Genomic DNA, 21,012 nt, shown 5'->3' on the forward strand with positions numbered 1-21,012 from the left:
CCCCGGCCGGGGCTGTGCCGGATTGTCATGCGATCGAGGCCGACGAGGATACGCGCTCGGGCGGGGAAACCGCGCCGGTCCGCCCCCTCATGCCGCGAGCCTCTCCGCGCGAGGCGTCACCTCGCCGGCGACGAGGCCCTTGTGCAGGGCGCGTATCGTCGCCTCGAAGTCGGCTTCCTCGACGATCACCTGCAGGTCGACCTTGCGGATCAGGTCGTGAACCCCGAGCGGCACGATGCCCGCCTCGCCGAGCACGGCTATCGCCCTGCCCAGCGTGCTGATGCCGCCGAGGTCCCTGCCGATCGCGGACACCAAGGCGAGCTTGCGCAGGTTGATGCCGGCATTCGGAAACGCCTTGGAAAGATCGGCCTCGACGCGCTTGATCGCCTGCATCGAGCCCTTGAGGAAATGCGTGATCGTGTTGGCGTTCGACGTCTTGGCGATGATCCAGACCTTGTGCCGGCGCAGCGCCTCCAGGATCTCGCTGTCGTAGCCCTTGACCCCGACCATGTCCTGGTCGTGGAACTCGAAGGCGAAGACGCCCTTGAGGCCGGTCACGATCTCGACCGCCGGTCGCGTCGCCGGCAGATCCGACCGGATCACCGTCCCGGGATGGCCGGGCTCGAAGGCGTTCTTGACGCGCAGCGGAATGCCGGCCTGCCGCAGGCTCTTGGCCGCCCGGGGGTGGATCGCCTCCATGCCCATGTTGGAGAGCTGGTCGGCGACGTCGTAATTGGTCTCGCCGATGACGCGCACTTCATCCTCGCCGACGATGCGGGGATCGGCCGACGACAGGTGGAATTCCTTGTGGATGATCGCTTCGCCAGCCTTCGTCATGACCGCCACGCGGGAGAGCGTCACTTCGGAATAGCCGCGATCGTAGGTCTCCATCAGCGTTTCGGTGCATTGGGCATAGCCCGTGACCACCGGCAGTTCCCGGCTGATGTCGATGTCGGCGAAGGCCCGCGTGATGGCTTCGTCGAGCGGCAGCTGCCCGCCCTCGCACCAGCCGGTCAGGTCGACGAAACGGGCGTTGACGCCGCGGCTCTCCAGCAGGAGCGCCGTGTTGTGGGCTGACTGGGCTTCCCCGAGGGAGGAGAGCATCTCGCGCACCGTCATCAGATGCTGCTCGAGCTGGAAATGACCGAACGAGCAGAGCCGCGCCAGATCGATCAGGCAGGAGCGCACACCGTCGATCCGCTCCGTGACAAAGCGGTCGGCGGTGTCCCGCCGGCTGCCTTCGGGGAATATCTCGGCGTTCTTGTCGAGCATGCACCGGGCCACCCGGGTGAGGGCGTCGCCCCAGCTCCCGCCGCTCTCGGCGCCGGCGAAGAGCTTGTAGACGCCCGGCTTGCCGGATTTCTTGTGCTCCAGCAGCGCGTCGGTCATGCCGCCATAGGCGGAGACCACGAAGATACGGTTGTAGAGGGCGTCTCCGGTACGCGGCCCGATCAGGACGGTATCGAGCAATTCGGCGGTCCGCGACATCGACGTGCCGCCGATCTTCTCAACGCTGTGACGCGCTTTGGTCATGAGGACTCCAGTACCGGTTTCCGGCGGGCGGAAACGGCGAGTTTCTTCGGACAGTCGTCGGCGGATGAGGGCGGACGCCGGCTCAGGCCAGTCGGCCCGCGGCGATCTCGACCGGGCCGGCGGGGTCGCGCGAGGACAGGAATGCCGGGCGGGGCGAGGCGGCGGCGAACGGATCGACCACCCTGTTGCTCCAGGCATTGTAGACGAAGAAGGCGTTCGAGCGCGGGAACGGCGTGATGTTGCCGTTCGAGCCGTGCAGCGTGTTGCAGTCGAAGAGCACGACCGTTCCGGCGACGCCCGCGGCGTAGTCGATGCCGTGGCGGTGCGCCATTTCGGTGAGGCTGTCGTGGCTCGGAACCCCGACCTCCTGCTTCTTCAGCGACGTCTTGTGATTGTCTTCCGGGGTCTTCCCGGCGCAGGCGACGAACGAACGGTGCGAACCCGGCATCAGCATCAGCGGCCCGTTCAGCGCGTCGTTGTCGGTCAGCAGGATCGAGGCCGAGATCGCCCGCATCCGCGGCATGCCGTCCTCGGCGTGCCAGGTCTCGAAATCGGAGTGCCAGTAGAATTCCTTGCCGGTGAAGCCCGGCTTGTAGTTCAGGCGGCTCTGGTGGAGATAGACATCATCGTCGAGCAGATAGCTGACCCGGCCGGCAATGCGCTCGTCGCGCGCCAGGCGGGCGAACAGGGCGTTCTGCTCGTCGAGCCGGAACACCGTGCGAACCTCGTTCGAGCCGGGTTCGGTGATGACGTCTTCGGCGGAGAGCTTTGCCTCGCCGCTGCGCATTCGGCGCGACTCTTCCTGCAGCGCCGTCACCTCGGACGCCGAGAAGACGTTCTCGAGGACGAGGTAGCCGTTCGCGTCGAAGCTCCCTGTCTGCTCGCGCGTCAGCGGCGCCTGCGGCGTCCATCTGCCCCAGAAGGTGGGGTCCTTGCGGTCCAGCCACTGCTCGGTTTCGAGCCGGGTGGGATAGGGGTCGGCGTGGCTGTTCCATTGCATGGCGGTACTCATCGGAGTTCCTTCCTGCGTGTTTGTTCAGAAGATCAGGCGGTTTCGGCGGCCGGCGCGTAGGAGCCGTCGGCGCGGTGCACCTCGCTGCCGCTGACCGGCGGGTTGAAGCAGCACGCCATCACCATCTCCGATCGCGCGCTCAGCCGGTGACGGTCGTGCTGGTCGAGCCCGTACATCACGCCGGGTCGGATATGGTGGACCTCGCCCGTCACCAGATCCTCGATCGTTCCCTCGCCCGAGATGCAGTAGACGCTCTCGAAATGGTGCTTGTAGTGGAACTCGTGGCTGGTGTTCTCGTGGATGCGGGTGATGTGGAAGGAAAATCCCATCGCATCGCCGGCCAGCAGCAGCCGGGTCGAATCCCAGCCCTCGGCGGTCACCAGGCGGTCGGTCTGCCGCGCGGCGGCAAGGTCTCTCACGATCATGGTCGCTACCTTTATTCTGCGGCGGCGCGGTGGCCGCCCAGTACTTCGTCGAACGCCATCTCGAGGACGTCGAGGCCGGCAGCCCACTGGCGCTGGTCGATGGTGAGGGGCGCGAGCACCTTGACGACCTCGTCATGGGCGCCCGAGGTCTCGATGATCAGCCCCTGGCGGAAGCAGGCCCGGCAGACCGCTACGGCGACGTCGCCGGTCCCGGTGTCGATGCCGCGCATCATGCCGCGTCCGCGCAGGCTGAACCCGTACGTCCCGGCGATCGCGCCGAGGCGATCCTCCAGATACTTCGCCTTCTCCGCGACCTCACCCTCGAAGGCGCCGTCCGACCAGAATTTCTCGATCGCGGCCGTGGCGGTGACGAAGGCGTGGTTGTTGCCGCGGAAGGTGCCGTTGTGCTCGGCCGGCTCCCAGATGTCGTGAGCCGGCTTGAACAGCGTCAGCGCCATCGGCAGGCCCATGCCCGAGAGCGACTTGGCCATGGTGATGATGTCGGGGTCGAGCCCCATCTTCTCGAATGAGAAGAAGCTACCCGTCCGCCCGCACCCGGCCTGGATGTCGTCGATGATGAACAGCGCGCCGTGGCGCCGGGCGATGGCCTCGATCTTCTTGAGCCACTCGGGGGACGCAGCGTTGAGCCCGCCTTCGCCCTGGACCGTCTCGACGATGATCGCCGCCGGCGCATCGAACCCGCTCGAGGGGTCGGACAGCTGCTGGTCGAGCATGTCGGCGGTGTCGATCTCCGGTCCGAAATAGCCGTCGAACGCAGCGCGCGAGACGCCCGGCAGCGCCGTGCCGGCACCGTGGCGGTGCCCGGAATTGCCGGTTGCCGCGAGGGCGCCGAGCGTGACGCCATGGAAGCCGTTGGTGAAGGCGACGATCTCGGTGCGCTTCGTCACCTTGCGGGCAAGCTTGATCGCTGCTTCCACCGCGTTGGCGCCGGTCGGGCCGGTGAACTGCAGCTTGTAGTCCATGCCGCGCGGCTTCAGCACGACGCGCTCGAAGGTCTCCAGGAACGCCTGCTTGGCATCGGTGAACATGTCGAGCCCGTGGGCGATGCCGTCAGCGGTGATGTAGTCGATCAGCGCCGCCTTCAGGTCCGGGTCGTTATGCCCGTAGTTGAGCGTCGAGCAGCCGGCGAGGAAATCGGTATAGGCCGGGCCCGACTGGTCGTAGAGCGTCGCGCCCTGCGCCTTGCCGAAGGTCTTGGGGAAGCTGCGCGAATAGGAGCGCACCTGGCTTTCGACACGGTCGAAGACGGGGGAAAAGGCGGAAATGGTTGCGGTCATGAACACGTCTTTCTCGGGACGGTAGGTTAAGGGGAGGCCGGCCTCGTCTCAGGCGGCGTCGCGCAGGAAAAGCGCCGCGCGCTCGAACGGTCCGATCGACACGAGATATTCGGTCTCGTGCCGGCCATCGAAATGGTCGTCGCGCTCGAAGTGTTTCTGGCGCTCGAGGTCGGCATCGAGCGACTCCGCGATCGAGTTGAACAATGCCCACGACGCCTCGTTGTCACGGGTGATGGTCGAATGGACGAAGCGCACGTCGGAGCAGACGTCGCGAGCCAGTACCGAGGCGATCAGCCGCCGCGCCAGGCCCTGGCCCCGCGCCCGTTCGCTGACGCAGACCTGCCAGACGAAGAGCACGTCGGGCGTCTCGGGCGGGATGTAGCCCGACACCCAGCCCACCGGCACGCCGTCGATCTCGGCGATCGCGCAGGTCGCGGCGAAATGCGTGCACTGGAGCAGGTTGCAGTACATCGAGTTGTCGTCGAGCCCCGCGGTCTCCTGCACCAGGGCCCATACGCCAGCCCCGTCCTCGCGCCGCGGTGCCCGGATGCGGGCCGGGCGGCTGGCTGGCTGGGCTTGGCTGAAGGCTGTCAATGGCATGCGGGGCTCCGTGAATGACATGCCAATAGGTTAGTACGATCTAACTAATTGTCAATCGTCGATGGGCATTGCGGCCGCCATCCATGCTGGGGACCTGCGAATGTGCTGGAATAATAAGCTTCTAGGGCAGAAATTCGCCTGTCGGACGGCCCTGCGGCTGATGCGGGCTGGTCAAAAATAATTCGTATCTCACAACAATGTCGGCTAGATGACGCGGGCGAACCCGCTTGGGTTCAGGGATTTCACCAGCTAAGGTAAGGCCTCATGCCGATTGATGGATCGCGCTATTTGGAAAACCGGACCAAGCGTGCCCTGACTGCGATGCGCAAGATCCTGCGCACCACCGAGCTCAACGCCAAGGCCTTGCTGGCCGAGACCGGGCTTACCTCCTCGCAGCTGATTTTCCTGCAGATGCTCGAGGAGGGCGAGGAACAGACCGCCGGCCATCTTGCCGCCCGCATGGGCATCACCCAGGCGACGGCGACGGTGCTGATCCACAAGCTGGAAGCCCAGGGCATGCTGCAGCGGCGCAAGGGCGAGGCCGACCGTCGGCAGGTCTGGCTATCCCTGACGCCGCGGGCGCAGGCCATCCTGGCGATCGCCCCCGATGGGGTGCATGCCCGCTTCAACGAGCAGTTTCTGGCGCTTCAGGACTGGGAGCAATCGATGCTGATCGCCTCGCTCGAGCGCGTGGCCGCCATGCTCGCGCCCGCTACCGGCGAGGCGGCGCCCCTCCTCGAAGCCGAACAGAACCTGTTACCCGACGCCCTCTAGCATCATCCCCGGATCGCCGGACGACCATCGTCCGTCCCGGTGCAGCGAAACCGCCGGATATGCCGGGGCGGAGGCGGCATGGAATTGCCTATGGCGCCGGCGCCAGGATCGCCACCAGCCGGGCGCATGCCTCGCCCGGGTCGCCATCGTTCATGATGCGGTGAAACGCCGCCGCGCCGGCCGGGACCTCGAGCTCGACCTGTCGGGCGATCCGCGCCGCCACCTCGTCCGGCGTCTCGCGTCCGCGCGCCGCGACGCGGGCGACCAGGACGTCCCTCGGCGCGGTGATCTCGACGATGGCGAGGCGCGGAAACCGCGCGGCGGCATCGGCCAGCGTGCGGCGGGAGATGTTGGCGACGACCGTCCGGCCCGACGCCAGCGCGGCATCAAGGCTGGCGGGCAGGCCATAGGCGAGGCCGTGCGCGTGCCAGGACAGGCAGAACGCGCCGGCGGCCTCGGCGTCGGCGAACTCCCCCCGGCTCATCACGTCGTGGTCCTCGAGTTCGGCCACGGCGTCGCGGGTGACGATCCGGCGGGCGAAGACCACCGAGGGGTCGCCGGCGAGGATCTCGGCGGCCATGGCGAGCAGCGTATCCTTGCCGGCGCCGCTCGGGCCGACCACGGCGACGAAGGTGCCGCATGGCGCCGACGTCGGGGCCGCGTCGGCGACGGCGGTCTCGGAGTCGGTGTCAGGCGACACGGTTGCCCTCGCGCCAGACCGAGCGGACCACCGGCGGCTCGCCGTCATGGGTGCGCACGCGTACGAGATCGGCGCGGCGGCCCCCTTCGATGGCGCCGCGGTCGGTGAGGCCGACGGCGTCCGCCGGGTTCAGCGTCACCAGCCGGATGGCCTCCGGCAGGCTCGCCGCGCCGCTGTCGACGAGATGGAACACCGCCTGCAGCATGGAGAAGGGCACGTAGTCCGAGGACAATATGTCGAGGATGCCGAGGCGCAGCAGCTCGATCGCCGAGACATTGCCGGAATGCGAGCCGCCGCGCACGATGTTGGGCGCCCCCATCAAGACGTGCAGGCCGGCCGCGCGGGAGGCGGCGGCGGCTTCGACCGTGGTCGGGAACTCGGCGACGCTGGTGCCCAGCGCCAGCGCCTCGTCGACATGGGCCAGGGTCGCGTCGTCGTGCGAGGCGAGAGCGATGCCGCGCTCGCGGCAGGCATCGGCGATATCGCGCCGGTGGCTCTCGGCAAATTCGGCGGACTCGGCCATCCGCCTGGTGCTGAACGTCTCGAACGCTGCGTCCGAGAGGCCGAGCTTCTTCTGGTAATAGGTCTTGTACGCCCCGAGATCGGCGAACTGCCGCTGTCCCGGCGCATGGTCCATCAGCGAGACCAGCCGCAGCCGGGGATTGACGGCCAGCTTGTGGAAGCCCGCCAGCACGTCCCCGGCGGAGACCTCGCAGCGCAGATGGATGTAGTGGTCGGCCCGCACCCGCTGCTCGGCCACCGCCCGGCCGATCATCTCGCCCATCTCGGCCATGTCGTCGGCGGTGAGCGTCGCGTTCTCGTCGGTGCCGACCCGCAGCGCGTCGAACACCGTGGTGATGCCGGAGCCGGCGATCTGGTTGTCATGCGCCTGGATCGCCGCCAGCTTGTTCCACAGCACCTTCGGCCGGGGCATGAAGTGGCCCTCGATATGGTCGGTGTGCAGCTCGATCAGGCCGGGGATCAGCGTGTCGCCATCCATGTCGTCGCCGGTGGCCGACATACCTTCGCCGATTTCGGCGATCAGGCCGTCGCGCAGCACCACGTGCCCGTCGATCACCGCATCGGGCGTGACGATGCGGGCATTGGTCAGGATCATCTCGTCGGACATGGCAGGCGAACTTCTGGGGCTGGGGAATCGAAAGGCGAGGGGCGGCGACCGCTTCGTTGCGAGGCGGGCAGCGCCTACCGTCATGTAACGAAGCGCCGCAGCCGCTGCGAGAGGAGATCGGTCAGGACCACCGACAGAACAATGATGATCAGGATGGCCGCCGACTGCGGATAGTAGAAGCCGCGCACCGATTCGAACAGCACCTGGCCGATGCCGCCGGCGCCGATGACCCCCAGCACGGTCGCGGCGCGGACGTTGGATTCGAAGCGGTAGAGCGAATAGGAGATCCACAGCGGCAGCACCTGCGGGATGACGCCGAACACCACTTCCTGCAGTTTCGAGGCGCCGGTAGCGCGGATGCCCTCCACCGGCCGCGGGTCGATCGCCTCGACGGCTTCGGAGAACAGCTTGGCGAGGATGCCGGTGGTGTGGATGAACAGCGCCATCACGCCGGCGAAGGGACCAAGGCCGACGGCGACGACGAACAGCACCGCCCAGACGATCTCGTGGATGGCGCGGAAGAAGTCCATCAGCCGGCGCGCCGGCTGCAGGATGTACCAGGGCACCATGTTGTGGGCCGACAGGATGCCGAACGGGATCGCCAGCAGCACCGACAGGACGGTGCCCCACAGCGCGATCTGCACCGTCACCACCATTTCCGTCGCGTAATAGCGCCAGTCGGTGAAGTCGGGATGGGCGAAGCCGCTGGCATATTGCGCCATGTTGTCGGCGTCGGTGAACAGATAGGTCCAGCGGCCCATTTCCGCCGGCGCCCAGCTCCAGATCAGGCCGAGGGCGAGGCCGCCCCAGATCACCGCGTTCCAGACGCTGCGGGACCAGTCGCGGCCGGCATTGAGGTCGGGCACGGCGGGGCGGGAAACGGAAAGCGCGTCGTTCGTCATGGCGGCATCCTGCGGGTCGAAACGGACCGGCCGGGCCCCGTGGGGGCGCCGGCCGGATGGACGAGAACCGGTCGGCGGCGGGCAGGGCGCCCGCCGCCTGGTCGGGGTCAGCTCTGCTCGGCGCTCTTGATCTTCGCCTCGTAGCCGGCCTTCTCGGCCTCGAGCTTCTCGATCTCGGCCTTCTTCTCTTCGTCGCTCTTGCTGGTGTCGGCTTCGATCTGCGCGATCGACTTCGACAGTTCCATCACCCGGATCGGCAGCAGCTGGTCGTTGGTGCTTTCGCGGAACGGCGCCCATTCGAGGCCGGCGAGGACCGCCTTCTCGGCCGCCACGTCACCGTCCGACTGGTCGGTGCCGTAGGTCAGGAAGAAGGTCTTGATCTTGTCCTTGGTCTCCTGCGGCAGCTTGCTCGACCAGACCATCGGATCCGACGGGATCAGCGGCGACTTCCAGATCACCTTGATCTTGGCGAAGGCCTCCGGGTTGTTCTTCTCGATCAGCGCGAGGTTCTCGGTGTTGTTCGCCGCCGCATCGACCTGGCCGTTGGCGACGGCCATGGCGTTGGTCTCGTGGTTGGCGTTGGTGACGTTCTTGAAGCATTCCTTCGGGTCGACGCCGTTGGCGGCGAAGACGAAGGTCATCGGCACGAGATAGCCCGAGGTCGAGTTCGGGTCACCGAGGCCGAAATCCAGCGACTGGTCGCAGGTGAGCAGGTCCTCGACGCTGGTGAGCTTGGAGTCGGCCGGCGCGAGGATCAGCGACCAGTAGCCGGGGCTGCCGTCGAGGGCGACGGTCTGGGCGAAGATCTCGCCGTTCGCCCGGTCCACGGCTTCCATGGCCGACTTGTTGCCGTACCAGGCGAGCTGCACCTTGTCGAAGCGCATGCCCTCGATGACGCCGGCATAATCGGAGGCAAAGAACGGCTTCACGGTGAGGCCGGTCTTCTCTTCCATGTCGGCCAGGAAGGGCTCCCATTTCGGGCGGAGGTTCTGCTGGCTCTCGGTGGAGATGATGCCGAAAGCGATTTCGGTCGGCGCGGCGTCCTGGGCGAGGGCGGCGGACGACAGGCCTGCCGCCAGCGCGGCAGCTGCAAGGCTCTTGAGGATCGTCTTCATGGTGATGGTTCCCTGTTGGTAGTGGCGGAAAGCTCGGTCAGGCGATGGCGAGTTCGGGCGACCTGACGGATGGTCTCTGCGACGCCCCGGCACGCGGGGCGTCGACCGGCAGCGCATCCGGCAGCACGAGCTCTTCGGAATCCGCCCCGTAGAGCTCGGTGAGGAAGGCATTGGTGAGGGCGCTGGACGGGCCGTCATAGACAACCTCGCCGGCCCGGAGCGCGATGGTCCGCGGGCAATAGCGGCGGGCGTATTCGACCTGGTGCAGCGACACGACCGCGGTGATCTTCTCGGTCCGGTTGATGTCGGCGAGCGCATCCATCACCCGCCGCGCCGAAGCCGGGTCGAGCGACGCGATCGGCTCGTCTGCGAGCAGCACACGGGATTTCTGGACGAGGCAGCGGGCGATCGCGGCGCGCTGCTGCTGGCCGCCCGAAAGCGTCGAAGCGCGCTGCCAGGCGACCTCCGGAATACCCACCCGGGCGAGCGCGGCGCGGGCCGCCTGCCGCTCGTTCCGGGTGAACAGGCCGAGCGTGCCGCGCCAGCGCGGGATGCGGCCGAGATTGCCGAGCAGCACGTTGGTGATCACCGGCAGCCGGGCGACGAGGTTGAACTGCTGGAAGATCACGCCGATCTCGCGCCGCATGACGCGGGCCCCCTGGCCGATCCGGCCGCGGGTCTGGATCGTCGCGCCGAACAGCTGGATGCCCGAGTGGCTGTCCTGGTCGGCGCGCTCGAGCCCGGCGATGTGCCGGATGAGCGTCGATTTGCCGGAGCCGGAGGCCCCGATCAGCGCGACCATCTCGCCCTCTTCGATCGTCAGGCTGACCTTGTTCAGGGCCTGCTTGCGGCCGAAGCGCTTGGAGAGGTCTCGGATCACGATGGCAGTCATTCTGTATCCCGTCGGCTCGTTGACGGGGTCTTCCTAGGCCTTGCGCATGTGAGTGCGATGACGTGCCGGTGACGGTTCGGTGACACCGCAACCGCCTGCCCGCGCGGCCCCTTCGACCTAGCCGCCGTGCCTGTCCAGGAAGGCTTCGGCGTCGAGTTGGCGGAAATCGTCGAGGGCGGTCCGCAGCGTCTCGTGCGGCCAGTCCCACCACGCGAGCGCGTCCATGCGGGCACCGATCCCCTCGGCGAATCGCGGCCGGATCGGACGGGCCGGCACGCCCCCGACGATGGTGTAGGGAGCGACGTCCTTCGAGACCACGGCGCCTGCCCCGATGACCGCGCCATTGCCGACGGTGACGCCCGGCAGGATAGTCGCGCCGTGGCCGATCCACACGTCATGGCCGATGGTCACGGCCTGGCTGCGGCGCCAGTCGAAGAACGACGCCTCGTTCGCCTCGCCGTCGAAATAGTCGCCGGCCCGGTAGGTGAAATGGTGCAGCGTCGCCCGCCAGGTCGGGTGGTTGGTGGCGTTGATGCGCACCGAAGCGGCGATGTTGACGAACTTGCCGATCGTCGCGCACCAGATCCCGCAATCCTGCATGGCATAGGAATAGTCGCCGAGCACCGTCTCGGAGATCCGGCAGCGTTCGGCGATCTCGGTGTAGCGGCCGAGCGCGCAATCCTCGACCTCGGCGCTCGGATGGACGAGGGGCGTCGGCGACAGCTTCGCCATCACGCGGCCGCCCGGGCGGAGAATGCCGACACGTCGACGATCCGCGTCGCGATCCGGTCGCGCACCTCCGCGTCGTGGAAGATGCCGAGGATGGCGGTGCCGGCCGCCTTCTTGGCCTCGATCATGGCGCAGACGACGTCGCGGTTCTCGGCATCCAGCGAGGCGGTCGGCTCGTCGAGCAGCAGCAGCGGATGGTCGGTGATGAAGCCGCGGGCGATGTTGACCCGCTGCTTCTCGCCGCCGGAGAAGGTCGCCGGCGGCAGCTCGAACAGCGCCTCGGGCAGGTTGAGGCGCGCGAGCAGTTCCTTCGCCCGGGCCCGCGCCGCCTCGACCGGGGCACCGCGCGAGACCAGCGGCTCGGCCACCACGTCGATCGCCGGCACGCGCGGGATCGCCCGCAGGAACTGGCTGACATAGCCGATGGCATCGCGGCGGAGCGCGATGATCTCGCGCGGATCGCCGGAGGCGAGGTCCGCCTCGTGGCCGCTCTTCGGATCGCGGATCAGGATCTGTCCGCCGTCGACGGCATAGTTGCCGTAGACCATGCGCAGGATCGACGACTTGCCGACGCCGGACGGCCCGCCAAGCACGACGCATTCGCCGGCCGCGACCGTGAAGGCGGCACCGGCGACCACCGGCAGGCGCAGCCCGCCGCGCAGATGCATGGTGAAGGTCTTGGCGACGTCCTGCACCGTCAGGATCGGGTGGGATTGATCGGACATGGCTCAGCTTTCCGGGATCGAGGCGACGAGGAGCTGGGTGTAGGCGTGGTGCGGGTCGTCGAGGACCCGGTCGGTCAGGCCGTGCTCGATGATCCGCCCCGCCTTCATCACGATCATCCGCTGCGACAGGAGCCGCGCGACCGCGAGGTCGTGGGTGACGATCACCACCGACAGGCCCATTTCCGACACCAGCGTCCGGATCAGGTCGAGCAGCCGCGCCTGCACCGAGACGTCGAGGCCGCCGGTCGGCTCGTCCATGAAGACGAGGCGCGGCCGGGTGACGAGGTTGCGGGCGATCTGCAGGCGCTGGCGCATGCCGCCGGAAAACGCCACCGGCTGGTCGTCGATGCGGTCGGCGGCGATCTCGACGCGGCCGAGCCAGTCGGTCGCGGTCGCGCGGATCTCGCCGTAGTGGCGGTCGCCCACCGCCATCAGCCGCTCGCCGACATTCGCCCCGGCCGAGACCCGCATCCGCAGGCCGTCGCTCGCATGCTGGTGGACGAAGCCCCAGTCGGTGCGCATCAACAGCCGCCGCTCGGCCTCGCCGAGGCTGGCAAGATCGCGCATCGTGCCGTCGCGCATGGCGTAGGAGATCGTGCCCGACGTCGGCGCGAGGCGCGTCGAGATGCAGTTCAGCAGCGTCGTCTTGCCGGACCCGGACTCGCCGACGATGGCGACGACCTCGCCGGGCCACACGTCGAACGACACGTCCTCGCACCCGACCCGCGCGCCGTAGGTCTTGGTGATGTCCCGGACGGAAAGGAGGGGGGATGTCATCGGACCTGTCTCCTCGGATATGCGGACGAAGGTTGGTCGGTGTCCCGAGCGCAGGTCTTCAGCGCGAACACCCCCCTCTGGGCTGCCGCCCATCTCCCCCACAAGGGGGGAGATCGAAGCGGCGAGGGGGGCGCTTCCTGGAGAAACGCCGCGCGGCCGATCGTCGAGCGCCCAGCCGGACAAGTCGGTCGATCTCCCCCCTTGTGGGGGAGATGCCGGCAGGCAGAGGGGGGTGCAATGATGCCGCCGCCGCTGGCAGAATGATCTCCGTCGATGGAGGCAGACCCATGTCTTCGCACGCCGATATCCCGCCGCGGCATCGCGCCATCGCCCGGACGATGCGCAAGGCGATGACCGAGGCCGAGCTGAGGTTCTGGAACGCGGTGCGGGCGCACCGCCTGATGGGCCTCGGCTTCCGCCGTCAGGTGCCGATCGCCGGCTGCATCGCCGACTTCGCCTGTCCGACGCATCGGCTGATCGTCGAGATCGACGGATCGCGACATGCGGACCACGCGGCACTGGCGCGGGATGCCGCCCGGACTGCGCGACTGGAAGCCGACGGCTGGACGGTCGTGCGATTCTGGAACCACGAGGTTATCGAGGACATCGACGGTGTCTGTGCGCATGTGCTCGCGGTGATCGAGGAGCGGCAACCTGGCTGTTTCAGCGATGGCGCTGGCGAAAGCGGCGCCGGCGGTGGCGGATAGGCCGCCGACCCCCCTCTGTCCTGCCGGACATCTCCCCCACAAGGGGGGAGATCCGCCAATGAGGAACGTGGCGCTCGATAACCGGCGTCGCGGCATCTGCGAGGACCCACCAGCCGGGCAGCCTCGATCTCCCCCCTTGTGGGGGAGATGCCGGAAGGCAGAGGGGGGTAGGATCCGTGTCCCCTCATCAAAATGTGAAGAGAGCGTAGCATCAGTCCTCATTCCGCCGCCTCCTTCCGCCCGTCCGGTCCGCCATCCCCGACATGCCCCGCCTCGCGGCGGGTCTCGCACCAGTCGGTGTCGGAGCAGACGAACATCCGGCCGCCGCGGTCGTCGGTGACGACCTCGTCGAGATAGACGTTCTCCGCCCCGCACAGCGCGCAGGGTCTGTCGAAGGTCTGGACCGCGAAGGGATGGTCCTCGAAGTCGAGGCTGACCACGTCGGTGAAGGGCGGCAGCGCGTAGATCCGCTTCTCGCGGCCGGCGCCGAAGAGCTGCAAGGCCGGCGAGCGGTGCAGCTTCGGATTGTCGAATTTCGGGATCGGCGAAGGATCCATGACGTAGCGGCCCTCGACCTTGACCGGATAGGCGTAGGTCGTGGCGATGTGGCCGTGCCGGGCGATGTCCTCGTAGAGCTTGACGTGCATCAGCCCGTATTCCTCCAGCGCGTGCATCACCCGCGTCTCGGTCTCGCGCGGCTCGAGGAAGCGCAGCGGCTCGGGGATCGGCACCTGGAAGACCAGCGTCTGGCCGGCGGTCAGCGGCGTTTCCGGCATGCGGTGCCTTGTCTGGATGATCGTCGCTTCGGCGGTCTTGGTGGTCGTCGCCACCCTCGCGGTCTTCTCGAAGAAGGCGCGGATCGAGACGGCATTGGTGGTGTCGTCGGCGCCCTGGTCGATGACCTTGAGCACGTCGTTGGGCCCGATGATCGAAGCGGTCACCTGCACGCCACCGGTGCCCCAGCCATAGGGCATCGGCATCTCCCGCGAGGCGAACGGCACCTGGTAGCCGGGGATCGCGATCGCCTTCAGGATGGTGCGGCGGATCATCCGCTTGGTCTGCTCGTCGAGATAGGCGAAGTTGTAGGTCGGAAGCGCCGCCGTCATCGTGCCGGGCCTTCTGCTGGAATGAAACGAGCGGGAACCCGCGAAGGAGAGAGCCGATGGGAGCCGGCTGGCTGGCGCTCGGCGAACTGGCTGCGATCCTCGGCGGCCTGGTTCTCGCCTGGTATCTGCTGGGCAGAAGGGACCGTTAGTTTCGCGCCTCGCCGTACCGGTTGGAGTTGCCAATCGCTCGTATCCGGACAATAATGTCCGAAATCTGAAGCCTTCCCGGAAAGGCGGCGATGACACGCGAAGCCTTGCTGCGGGAACTGCGTGCCTATGCTCGGGCGCAAAAGCTGAAGCTCGAAATCGACACGAAGCTCGGCAAGGGCAGCCACTACCGCGTGACGCTCGGCGACAGGCGTACGATCATCCAGTCCGGCGAACTCGGTCCGCTGCACGTGCGGACGATCAAGCGCCAGCTCGGGGTTGAGTGAGAAGGAAATGCCATGCGCCTGATCTATCCGGCTCGACTGGAAGCCGATCCCGATGGCGGCTTCGTCGTGACCTTTCCGGACTTGCCGGAAGCGATCAGCGGGGGCGCGACGCGGGAGGCGGCGATCGGCGCGGCGAGCGAAGCGCTGGGCGTTGCTCTTCGATGGGCCCTGCGGGACGGCAGGGATCTGCCGGCCGCTTCCGAGACAGGCGGCGACCTGGCCATTCCCGTGGGGGCGAGCGATGCGATGAAGCTCGCCGTCTGCGAGGCCTTCCGCCAGAGCGGCATCAGCCAGGCGGAGCTGGCCCGACGGCTCGGCAAGGACGAGAAGCTGGTGCGCAGAATCCTCGACCCGGACCATCCGACCAAGCTGGCGATGCTGGAGGCGACGCTGGCCGTGCTCGGCCGCCGCGTGGTGATCGAGACGATCGCCGCCTGAGCTGTGTCGCCCTTGCATTCGCTGCGGGGCGCTCATTCTGCCGCGTCCTTCAGTTCCTCGGCTTCGGGCGTCGCACCGGCGGCCGCATGCTCGCGGCGCATGCGGCGGACGAGGTCGAGCTCGGCCTGGAAGTCGACGTAATGCGGCAGCTTCAGATGCTCGACGAAGCCGGTCGCCTGGACGTTGTCGGAATGGGCGATGACGAATTCCTCGTCCTGGGCCGGGGCATTGCGCTCCTCGCCGAACTCGTCTGCCCTGAGGGCCCGGTCGACGAGGCTCATCGCCATCGCCTTGCGCTCCGACTGGCCGAAGACCAGGCCGTAGCCGCGGGTGAACTGCGGCGGCTCCTCGGCGGAGCCCTTGAACTGGTTGACCATCTGGCACTCGGTGAGCCGCACCCGGCCGATGGTGACGGGGAAACCCACTTCCGGCATCTCGACCTCGATATCGACGAGGCCGATGCGGATCTCGCCGACGAAGGGATGCGACCGGCCGAAGCCGCGCTGGGTGGAATAGGCGAGCGACAGCAGGAACCCCTCGTCGCCGCGCGACAGCGCCTGCAGCCGGAGATCCCGACCGGCCGGATATTCCAGCGGCTCGCGGGTGAGATCGCCCGGCTCGCCGGTCTCGTCCGCGATGTCCGGCTCGATCAGCCCGTCCTCGCCGAGAATGTCGGTGACCCGCGCGCAGCGCTCGCCCGGCCAGTCGCGCCGGGCGCCGGGCTCGACCGGCTCGTCGCCGGCCATCGACGGGTCGATCAGCCGGTGCGTGTAATCGAAGGTGGGCCCCAGCAACTGGCCGCCTGGCAGGTCCTTGTAGGTCGCCGAGACGCGGCGCTCGATGCGCATCGCGCCGGTGTCGACCGGCACCGAATAGCCGAAGCGCGGCAGCGTCGTGCGATAGGCGCGGATCAGGAAGATCGCCTCGATCAGATCGCCGCGCGCCTGGCGCACCGCCATCGCCGCGAGTTCGGGGTCGTAGAGCGAGCCCTCGGCCATCGCCCGGTCGACGGCGAGCGCCAGCTGGCCGGCGATCTGCTCCAGCGTCAGCGCCGGGACATTGCGGTCGCCGCGGCGGCGATCGGCGAGCAGGCGGTGGGCGGCGCCGATGGCGGCCTCGCCTCCCTTGACGGCGACATACATCTCAGCGCTCCGCGATCTCTGTGGTGCGCGGCAGGCCGAATGCCTCGCCGCCGGCGACGAGCAGCACATCGATGCCGCAGGGATAGAGCGCGCGATTGCCGGCCCAGTCGGCCAGGAAGCTCTCCGGCAGCCCCTGCGGGCCGGCGAAGGCCTCCGTCTCGATGCCGGGACCGGTGAGCCGCAGTGTCCCGCCGCCCCGCAGGTCCGGCAGGCAGACGACCAGCGTCGCCGATCGATCGGGAAAGTCGGCCGTGCCGACGGCAAAACGTGACAGCGCCGGCAGCGCCGACGGGTCGCAGGCGAGCGCGAAGGAGGCCGCGGCGGGATCGGCGACGATCGCCGCGCCGGTGTGGAAGATCAGCCAATCGGCGATGCCGGTCGCCTCGGCGGCTTCGTCGAGCCAGACCGGCGTGTCGTAGTCGGCCAGCGCGGCCAGGAAGGCGCCTGCCGCCGGCGGGACCGGTGCCGGGGGCTGGGCAAGGCCTGAGAGGTCGGCGATCGTGCCGGGCCGGGCGAAGGCGCCCATGATCGCGGAGAACGCCGCCTGGGCGTCGAAGACCGGATCGGCGAAGCCGCCTTCCAGCGGGGCGGAAGCCATCGTGTCGGCCATCAGTCGTCTCCCCGGACCATGGTGAAGAAGTCGACGCGCGTCGCTTCCGTCTCCTCGGCGGAGCGCCGGTCGGCCTCCGCCTGCTTCGCCAGCGCCGGCGCGACGACCCGCGCCTCGATCGCGGCGCGCCAGTCGTCGCGCTGCCAGGCGGCGTCGAACTGCGCGGCAAGCCGCGCATGGTCGGTGTCACGCCCCAGCACCATCGCGTGGCCGACTTCGCCCGAGGCGAGGCGCACGCTGGCGCGCGTGACGCTGGCCTCGCCGAGATTGAACGGCGCGCCGCCACCGCCGATCCGGCCGCGCAGCATCACCAGCCCGGCCTCCGGCCCGCGCAGGCTGATGGCCGCCGTCCCGCCGGCAATGGCGTCCCACGCCGCGGCAAGCGTCGGCGCGTCGCTGGCGGCAAAGGCACCCATGGCGCGGCGGCGGGCGGTTTGGTCGGACGAATGGCCGGGAGCGGCTGACATGAAGGCTGGGTTCCTATTAGTCTATTGGGGTAGACAACTAGATCTGCTAGACGACGGATACACCCGCGACGATGACGTGACAATGACAATCCGGCGGGAAGCGGCAGGAGCGGGACCATGGAAGACACCGCCGACGGCATCGCGCGCTGGCGCAAGGTCGCCGACGAGATCCGCGCGATGATCGGCGCGCCCGGTCCGGGCGCGCCCGAGAAGCTGCCGGTCGAGACCGAGCTGGCCGCCCGCTTCGGCGTCAACCGCCACACGGTGCGCCGGGCGATCGCGGCGCTGGCGGCTGAGGGGTTGCTCCGCCCCGAGCGGGGCCGCGGCACCTTCGTCGAGCGCCGGCCCGAGCGGATCGTCTACCCGGTCGGCGCCCGGACGCGATTCACCGAGAACGTCTCGCAGAACGCCCGCCAGGCGGCCGGCCGGCTCATCGGCTCTGGCCGGGAGAACGCCGACCGGCGCCTCGCCGGCGAGTTGCAGCTGGCGCCGGGCGCGCCGCTGGTGCGGCTGGAAAGCCTCAACGTCGCCGACGGCGTGCCGCTGTCGGCCGCCACCAGCTGGTTTCCGGCCGAGCGCTTCCCGCGCATCGTCGCCGCCTATGCCGAGACCGGCTCGATCACCAAGGCGCTCGCCGCCCACGGCGTCGCGGACTATCGCCGCCGCAGCACGCGGATCACCGCCGAGCGCGTTTCGCAGGGCGATGCCGAGCATCTCGGCTGCGCGGCGGACGCGATCGTCATCGTGTCGGAATCGGTCAATTTCGACGCCGATGGCGTGCCGATCCAGTTCTCCCGCAGCCGCTTTCTCGCGGACCGGGTGGAACTCGTCTTCGACAGCTGAGCCCGGCATCGTGGGCGCCGGCCCATGATGGCGCCGCGTGTCGATGACCATTCGAACCGCCGCCCTACTGGAACCGGGCGCGCAGCCGGTCGGTGAAATATTCCATCACCAAGACGATCACGAAGATGGCGAGGATGATCGCCGAGGCGTTGCGGTACTGGAAGAGATCGAAGGCGACCTTCAGCTCCTGGCCGATGCCGCCAGCGCCGACGAGGCCCAGCACCACCGAGGAGCGGACGCCCTTTTCGAAGGCGAAGAGGGAGCTGTTGATCAGCGTCGGCATGATGCTCGGCAGCGTCGCGCCGAACAGCACGCTGACCTGCGAGGCGCCGATCGCCCTGAGCGCCTCCTGCGGCTTCTTGTCGGCCTCCTCCATCGCTTCGGCGAAGAACCGGCCGCAGAAGCCCACCGTGTCGACGACGATGGTCATCGTGCCGGCGACGGCGCCGAGCCCGACGGTCGAGACGAAGATCAGCGCCCAGACCAGGTCCGGCACGGTACGGAACAGCGAGACGAGCGCGCGCGGCAACTGCCGGAAGGCGCCGAGCGGCGAGATGCCGCGCGCCGCCAGCCAGCCCATCGGCAGGCTGATGACGACGCCGATCACCGTGCCGACCAGCGCGATCTGCAGCGTCTCGAGAATGCGCCAGCCCATGCGCTGCAGGAACGCCGGCTCGACGTTCGGCGGCAGCATCCGGCCGATGAGATCCATCATCCGCGGCGCCCCGGCGGCAAGCCGCTCGGGCGACGGGCCGACCTCGCCGAGCGAGACCAGGAACACCGCCGCGAAAGCGACGAGCAGGGTGAAGGTGACCGGCGAGACGGGCGGCAGCCGCGAGGGCGCGCGTGGCGGGACGGAGGCCTCAGCCATGGAAGACGTCTTCCATCTGCTGCCGACCGACCATCGCGGTGGGCAGGTCGAAATGCACCCGGCCGGCCTTCAGCGCGATGATCCGGTCCGAGTAGTTCAGCGCATGCTCCATGTCGTGCGTCGTGTAGACCAGCGTGATGCCGTGCTCGGAAGCGAGGTCGGAGAAGATCGTCATGATCTCCCGCCCGACCGCCGGGTCGAGGCTCGCCGCGGGTTCGTCGGCGATCAGCAGTCTCGGCTTGCGGATCAGCGCCCGCGCGATGGCGATGCGCTGCGCCTGGCCGCCGGAAAGCTGGTCGGCGCGGGCCGAGGCCTTGTCGGCGAGGCGCACTTCGGCGAGCACCGCCATCGCCTCCTCGCGCCAGGCTTCGCGGGCCAGCGAATGGTGCCAGGCGCGCCAGCCGCCGGGCAGGCCGAGCTTGCCCTGGATGACGTTGGTGAGCACCGTCTGCCGTCCCACCAGGCCGTGGTGCTGGAAGACGAAGCCGATCTGCCGCCGCAGCCGCTGCAGCTGCGCCGCGCTCGGCGCCGCCCGGAAGGTCTCGCCCAGCGTCATGATCTCGCCGTCGCTGAGCGGCAGCAGGCCGACCAGGCATTTCAGCAGCGTCGACTTGCCGGCGCCGTTCGACCCGATCAGCGCAACCCGCTGATCGGCCTTGATGTCGATCTTCAGCCCGGCGAAGACAGGCTGGCCGTTCGCGTAGGACTTGCCGAGGCCGCTCGTGCTGATGACGGTCGAGGCGGGGATCCCGTCCTTCGCCTCCAGCACTTCCGCGGGCGGCAGCGCGACGGCCGGCCGAAACCGGCCGTCCGTCGTGGTCTCGTCAAGCGCGGCGCTCATTCGACGAAGGCGGTGAAGGTGTCGACGCCGATCGTGCGGTACATCGAGCGCACGTAGTCGTACTCGCTGTCCTGGATGTCGGTGAGGAAGGTGCCGCCCTTGAACTTCTGGTTGTCCTCGCCCTGCAACACGGCGCCCATCAGCGCGTTGCCGTTCTCGAGGAACGCGTCGCGGATCGTCTCGAAGGTCTCTTCCGGGATGTCCTTGCGGGCAACGAGAATGTCGTTCGGCAGGTCGCGGCCGCGGGCGACGACGGCGAAGGCCTGGTCCGGGAAGGCCTCGCGGATCGCGTTCAGGTGCCCGAAATTCAGCCCCATCGCCGCGATGTCGCCGCGGATCAGCGCCTCGGCCGCGACGTTGCGCGAGATGATCACCGGCTCGTAGTCCTCGCCGTAGACGATGCCCTGGTCGGCGAGCGCCTGGGCGGGTCCGAGATGCTGCGAAGTCGAGCCGACCGAGCCGAAGGCGATCTTCTTGCCCTTCAGGTCCTCGATCGTGCGGATCGGGCCGTTCGCCAGCACGGCGACCTGCGCGAAATAGTCCGGCCGCTGCCAGGCGACGACGATGCGCGGATCGCTCAGCTCCTTCATCACCACGTATTCGGCGGGTCCCGTGAGCACCAGTTCGACCTGGCCGGCGTTCAGCGCCTCGACGGCCGCGGTGCGCGAGCTGACGGCGATGAGCTCGATGTCGAGTCCGGTCTCGGCTTCGAGGGCTTCCTGGAAACCGCCGAATTCCTGCTGGAGGGCTTCCAGACCCTCGATGTCGGTGACGGCGAAACGGACCGGATCGGCATGGGCCGATACCGTGGCTGCCACGGTGGCGGCGAGTGCAAAAACCAGCGAGCGAAGCATTTTGGCGGTCCTTCTGTCTAGACAGGAGAGTGGGTTCGGGGATACCTGTATAGACAGCAGATGACGCGTCGATGACACGCGAGGACGA

The 21,012-nt window shown here is 68.4% G+C and carries 25 protein-coding genes; 5 read left to right on the plus strand and 20 right to left on the minus strand.

Annotation, left to right across the window (positions count from 1 at the left end):
* Positions 1-87: 87 nt before the first annotated feature.
* The 5 genes from LXB15_RS00005 to ectA all read right to left on the minus strand — a co-directional run bounded on the left by LXB15_RS00005 (position 88) and on the right by ectA (position 4,868).
* Positions 88-1,533 (minus strand): aspartate kinase, encoded by a 1,446-nt coding sequence (locus LXB15_RS00005; protein ID WP_233950268.1) that lies wholly within the window; start codon positions 1,531-1,533, stop codon positions 88-90.
* Between the two features lie 82 nt (positions 1,534-1,615).
* The gene (gene thpD / locus LXB15_RS00010) at positions 1,616-2,545 is read right to left on the minus strand and encodes an ectoine hydroxylase (protein ID WP_233950269.1); all 930 of its coding nucleotides are present in this window, start codon (positions 2,543-2,545) and stop codon (positions 1,616-1,618) included.
* Between the two features lie 32 nt (positions 2,546-2,577).
* A complete protein-coding gene (locus LXB15_RS00015) occupies positions 2,578-2,970 on the minus strand; it encodes an ectoine synthase (RefSeq protein WP_233950270.1) in 393 nt (130 codons plus the stop codon).
* An 11-nt stretch (positions 2,971-2,981) separates the two neighbouring features.
* Complete coding sequence (gene ectB, locus LXB15_RS00020; protein ID WP_233950271.1) at positions 2,982-4,268, minus strand: diaminobutyrate--2-oxoglutarate transaminase; 1,287 nt, start codon at positions 4,266-4,268, stop codon at positions 2,982-2,984.
* A 48-nt stretch (positions 4,269-4,316) separates the two neighbouring features.
* On the minus strand, positions 4,317-4,868 hold the full coding sequence (ectA, locus tag LXB15_RS00025) for a diaminobutyrate acetyltransferase (protein WP_233950272.1): 552 nt from the start codon (positions 4,866-4,868) through the stop codon (positions 4,317-4,319).
* A gap of 264 nt (positions 4,869-5,132) precedes the next feature.
* On the opposite strand from ectA, the gene LXB15_RS00030 reads away from it, so the two are divergent.
* Positions 5,133-5,642, plus strand: a complete 510-nt coding sequence (locus LXB15_RS00030) for a MarR family winged helix-turn-helix transcriptional regulator (protein ID WP_233950273.1) — start codon at positions 5,133-5,135, stop codon at positions 5,640-5,642.
* 88 nt (positions 5,643-5,730) lie between these two features.
* Here LXB15_RS00030 and phnN read toward each other — a convergent pair whose 3' ends face one another.
* From phnN to phnK, 8 genes are all read right to left on the minus strand, one after another.
* Complete coding sequence (gene phnN, locus LXB15_RS00035; RefSeq protein WP_233950274.1) at positions 5,731-6,342, minus strand: phosphonate metabolism protein/1,5-bisphosphokinase (PRPP-forming) PhnN; 612 nt, start codon at positions 6,340-6,342, stop codon at positions 5,731-5,733.
* Complete coding sequence (locus tag LXB15_RS00040; protein ID WP_233950275.1) at positions 6,332-7,471, minus strand: alpha-D-ribose 1-methylphosphonate 5-triphosphate diphosphatase; 1,140 nt, start codon at positions 7,469-7,471, stop codon at positions 6,332-6,334. Before LXB15_RS00040 ends, phnN begins: the two co-directional genes overlap by 11 nt.
* Before the next feature lie 80 nt (positions 7,472-7,551).
* Positions 7,552-8,373, minus strand: coding sequence for a phosphonate ABC transporter, permease protein PhnE (gene phnE, locus LXB15_RS00045; protein ID WP_233950276.1), 822 nt, complete (start codon positions 8,371-8,373; stop codon positions 7,552-7,554).
* Between the two features lie 107 nt (positions 8,374-8,480).
* Positions 8,481-9,488, minus strand: coding sequence for a phosphonate ABC transporter substrate-binding protein (gene phnD / locus LXB15_RS00050; protein ID WP_233950277.1), 1,008 nt, complete (start codon positions 9,486-9,488; stop codon positions 8,481-8,483).
* Between the two features lie 37 nt (positions 9,489-9,525).
* Positions 9,526-10,380, minus strand: coding sequence for a phosphonate ABC transporter ATP-binding protein (gene phnC, locus LXB15_RS00055; RefSeq protein ID WP_233950278.1), 855 nt, complete (start codon positions 10,378-10,380; stop codon positions 9,526-9,528).
* Positions 10,381-10,497: 117 nt separating this feature from the next.
* Positions 10,498-11,112, minus strand: coding sequence for a DapH/DapD/GlmU-related protein (locus tag LXB15_RS00060; RefSeq protein WP_233950279.1), 615 nt, complete (start codon positions 11,110-11,112; stop codon positions 10,498-10,500).
* A complete protein-coding gene (phnL, locus tag LXB15_RS00065; protein ID WP_233950280.1) occupies positions 11,112-11,834 on the minus strand; it encodes a phosphonate C-P lyase system protein PhnL in 723 nt (240 codons plus the stop codon). The genes LXB15_RS00060 and phnL overlap by 1 nt, the downstream gene beginning before the upstream one ends.
* Before the next feature lie 3 nt (positions 11,835-11,837).
* Positions 11,838-12,611 (minus strand): phosphonate C-P lyase system protein PhnK, encoded by a 774-nt coding sequence (gene phnK / locus LXB15_RS00070; protein WP_233950281.1) that lies wholly within the window; start codon positions 12,609-12,611, stop codon positions 11,838-11,840.
* 287 nt (positions 12,612-12,898) lie between these two features.
* Between phnK and LXB15_RS00075 the strand changes: the two genes are divergently transcribed.
* Positions 12,899-13,318, plus strand: a complete 420-nt coding sequence (locus tag LXB15_RS00075) for an endonuclease domain-containing protein (RefSeq protein ID WP_233950282.1) — start codon at positions 12,899-12,901, stop codon at positions 13,316-13,318.
* Between the two features lie 218 nt (positions 13,319-13,536).
* Here LXB15_RS00075 and LXB15_RS00080 read toward each other — a convergent pair whose 3' ends face one another.
* Positions 13,537-14,424 carry an alpha-D-ribose 1-methylphosphonate 5-phosphate C-P-lyase PhnJ gene (locus LXB15_RS00080; RefSeq protein WP_233950283.1) on the minus strand — a complete coding sequence of 296 codons (888 nt, stop codon included), beginning with the start codon at positions 14,422-14,424 and terminating at the stop codon, positions 13,537-13,539.
* A 239-nt stretch (positions 14,425-14,663) separates the two neighbouring features.
* On the opposite strand from LXB15_RS00080, the gene LXB15_RS00085 reads away from it, so the two are divergent.
* Together LXB15_RS00085 and LXB15_RS00090 are read left to right on the plus strand one after the other, a co-directional pair.
* Positions 14,664-14,858, plus strand: coding sequence for a hypothetical protein (locus tag LXB15_RS00085; protein WP_233950284.1), 195 nt, complete (start codon positions 14,664-14,666; stop codon positions 14,856-14,858).
* 12 nt (positions 14,859-14,870) lie between these two features.
* Positions 14,871-15,296 carry a type II toxin-antitoxin system HicB family antitoxin gene (locus tag LXB15_RS00090; RefSeq protein ID WP_233950285.1) on the plus strand — a complete coding sequence of 142 codons (426 nt, stop codon included), beginning with the start codon at positions 14,871-14,873 and terminating at the stop codon, positions 15,294-15,296.
* Positions 15,297-15,328: 32 nt separating this feature from the next.
* On the opposite strand, the gene LXB15_RS00095 is transcribed toward LXB15_RS00090, so the two are convergent.
* From LXB15_RS00095 to phnG, 3 genes are read right to left on the minus strand one after another with little or no spacing between them, the layout of a single operon-like run.
* Positions 15,329-16,438: a carbon-phosphorus lyase complex subunit PhnI gene (locus LXB15_RS00095; protein ID WP_233950286.1), complete on the minus strand. Its 1,110-nt coding sequence runs from the start codon at positions 16,436-16,438 to the stop codon at positions 15,329-15,331.
* A gap of 1 nt (position 16,439) precedes the next feature.
* The gene (gene phnH / locus LXB15_RS00100) at positions 16,440-17,048 is read right to left on the minus strand and encodes a phosphonate C-P lyase system protein PhnH (protein WP_233950287.1); all 609 of its coding nucleotides are present in this window, start codon (positions 17,046-17,048) and stop codon (positions 16,440-16,442) included.
* Complete coding sequence (gene phnG, locus LXB15_RS00105) at positions 17,048-17,515, minus strand: phosphonate C-P lyase system protein PhnG (protein ID WP_233950288.1); 468 nt, start codon at positions 17,513-17,515, stop codon at positions 17,048-17,050. The genes phnH and phnG overlap by 1 nt, the downstream gene beginning before the upstream one ends.
* Positions 17,516-17,632: 117 nt before the next feature.
* On the opposite strand from phnG, the gene phnF reads away from it, so the two are divergent.
* Complete coding sequence (gene phnF, locus LXB15_RS00110; RefSeq protein WP_233950289.1) at positions 17,633-18,358, plus strand: phosphonate metabolism transcriptional regulator PhnF; 726 nt, start codon at positions 17,633-17,635, stop codon at positions 18,356-18,358.
* A gap of 64 nt (positions 18,359-18,422) precedes the next feature.
* Here the strand turns inward: phnF and phnE (LXB15_RS00115) are convergent, their stop codons facing one another.
* Genes phnE (LXB15_RS00115) through LXB15_RS00125 form a run of 3 tightly spaced genes read right to left on the minus strand, consistent with a single transcriptional unit; the run spans position 18,423 to position 20,924 of the window.
* Complete coding sequence (gene phnE, locus LXB15_RS00115; protein WP_233950290.1) at positions 18,423-19,229, minus strand: phosphonate ABC transporter, permease protein PhnE; 807 nt, start codon at positions 19,227-19,229, stop codon at positions 18,423-18,425.
* Complete coding sequence (locus tag LXB15_RS00120) at positions 19,222-20,070, minus strand: phosphonate ABC transporter ATP-binding protein (protein WP_233950291.1); 849 nt, start codon at positions 20,068-20,070, stop codon at positions 19,222-19,224. Before LXB15_RS00120 ends, phnE (LXB15_RS00115) begins: the two co-directional genes overlap by 8 nt.
* Complete coding sequence (locus LXB15_RS00125) at positions 20,067-20,924, minus strand: PhnD/SsuA/transferrin family substrate-binding protein (RefSeq protein ID WP_233950292.1); 858 nt, start codon at positions 20,922-20,924, stop codon at positions 20,067-20,069. Before LXB15_RS00125 ends, LXB15_RS00120 begins: the two co-directional genes overlap by 4 nt.
* Between the last annotated feature and the right edge of the window lie 88 nt (positions 20,925-21,012).

Source organism: Aurantimonas sp. HBX-1, assembly GCF_021391535.1.
Lineage (GTDB): Bacteria > Pseudomonadota > Alphaproteobacteria > Rhizobiales > Rhizobiaceae > Aurantimonas.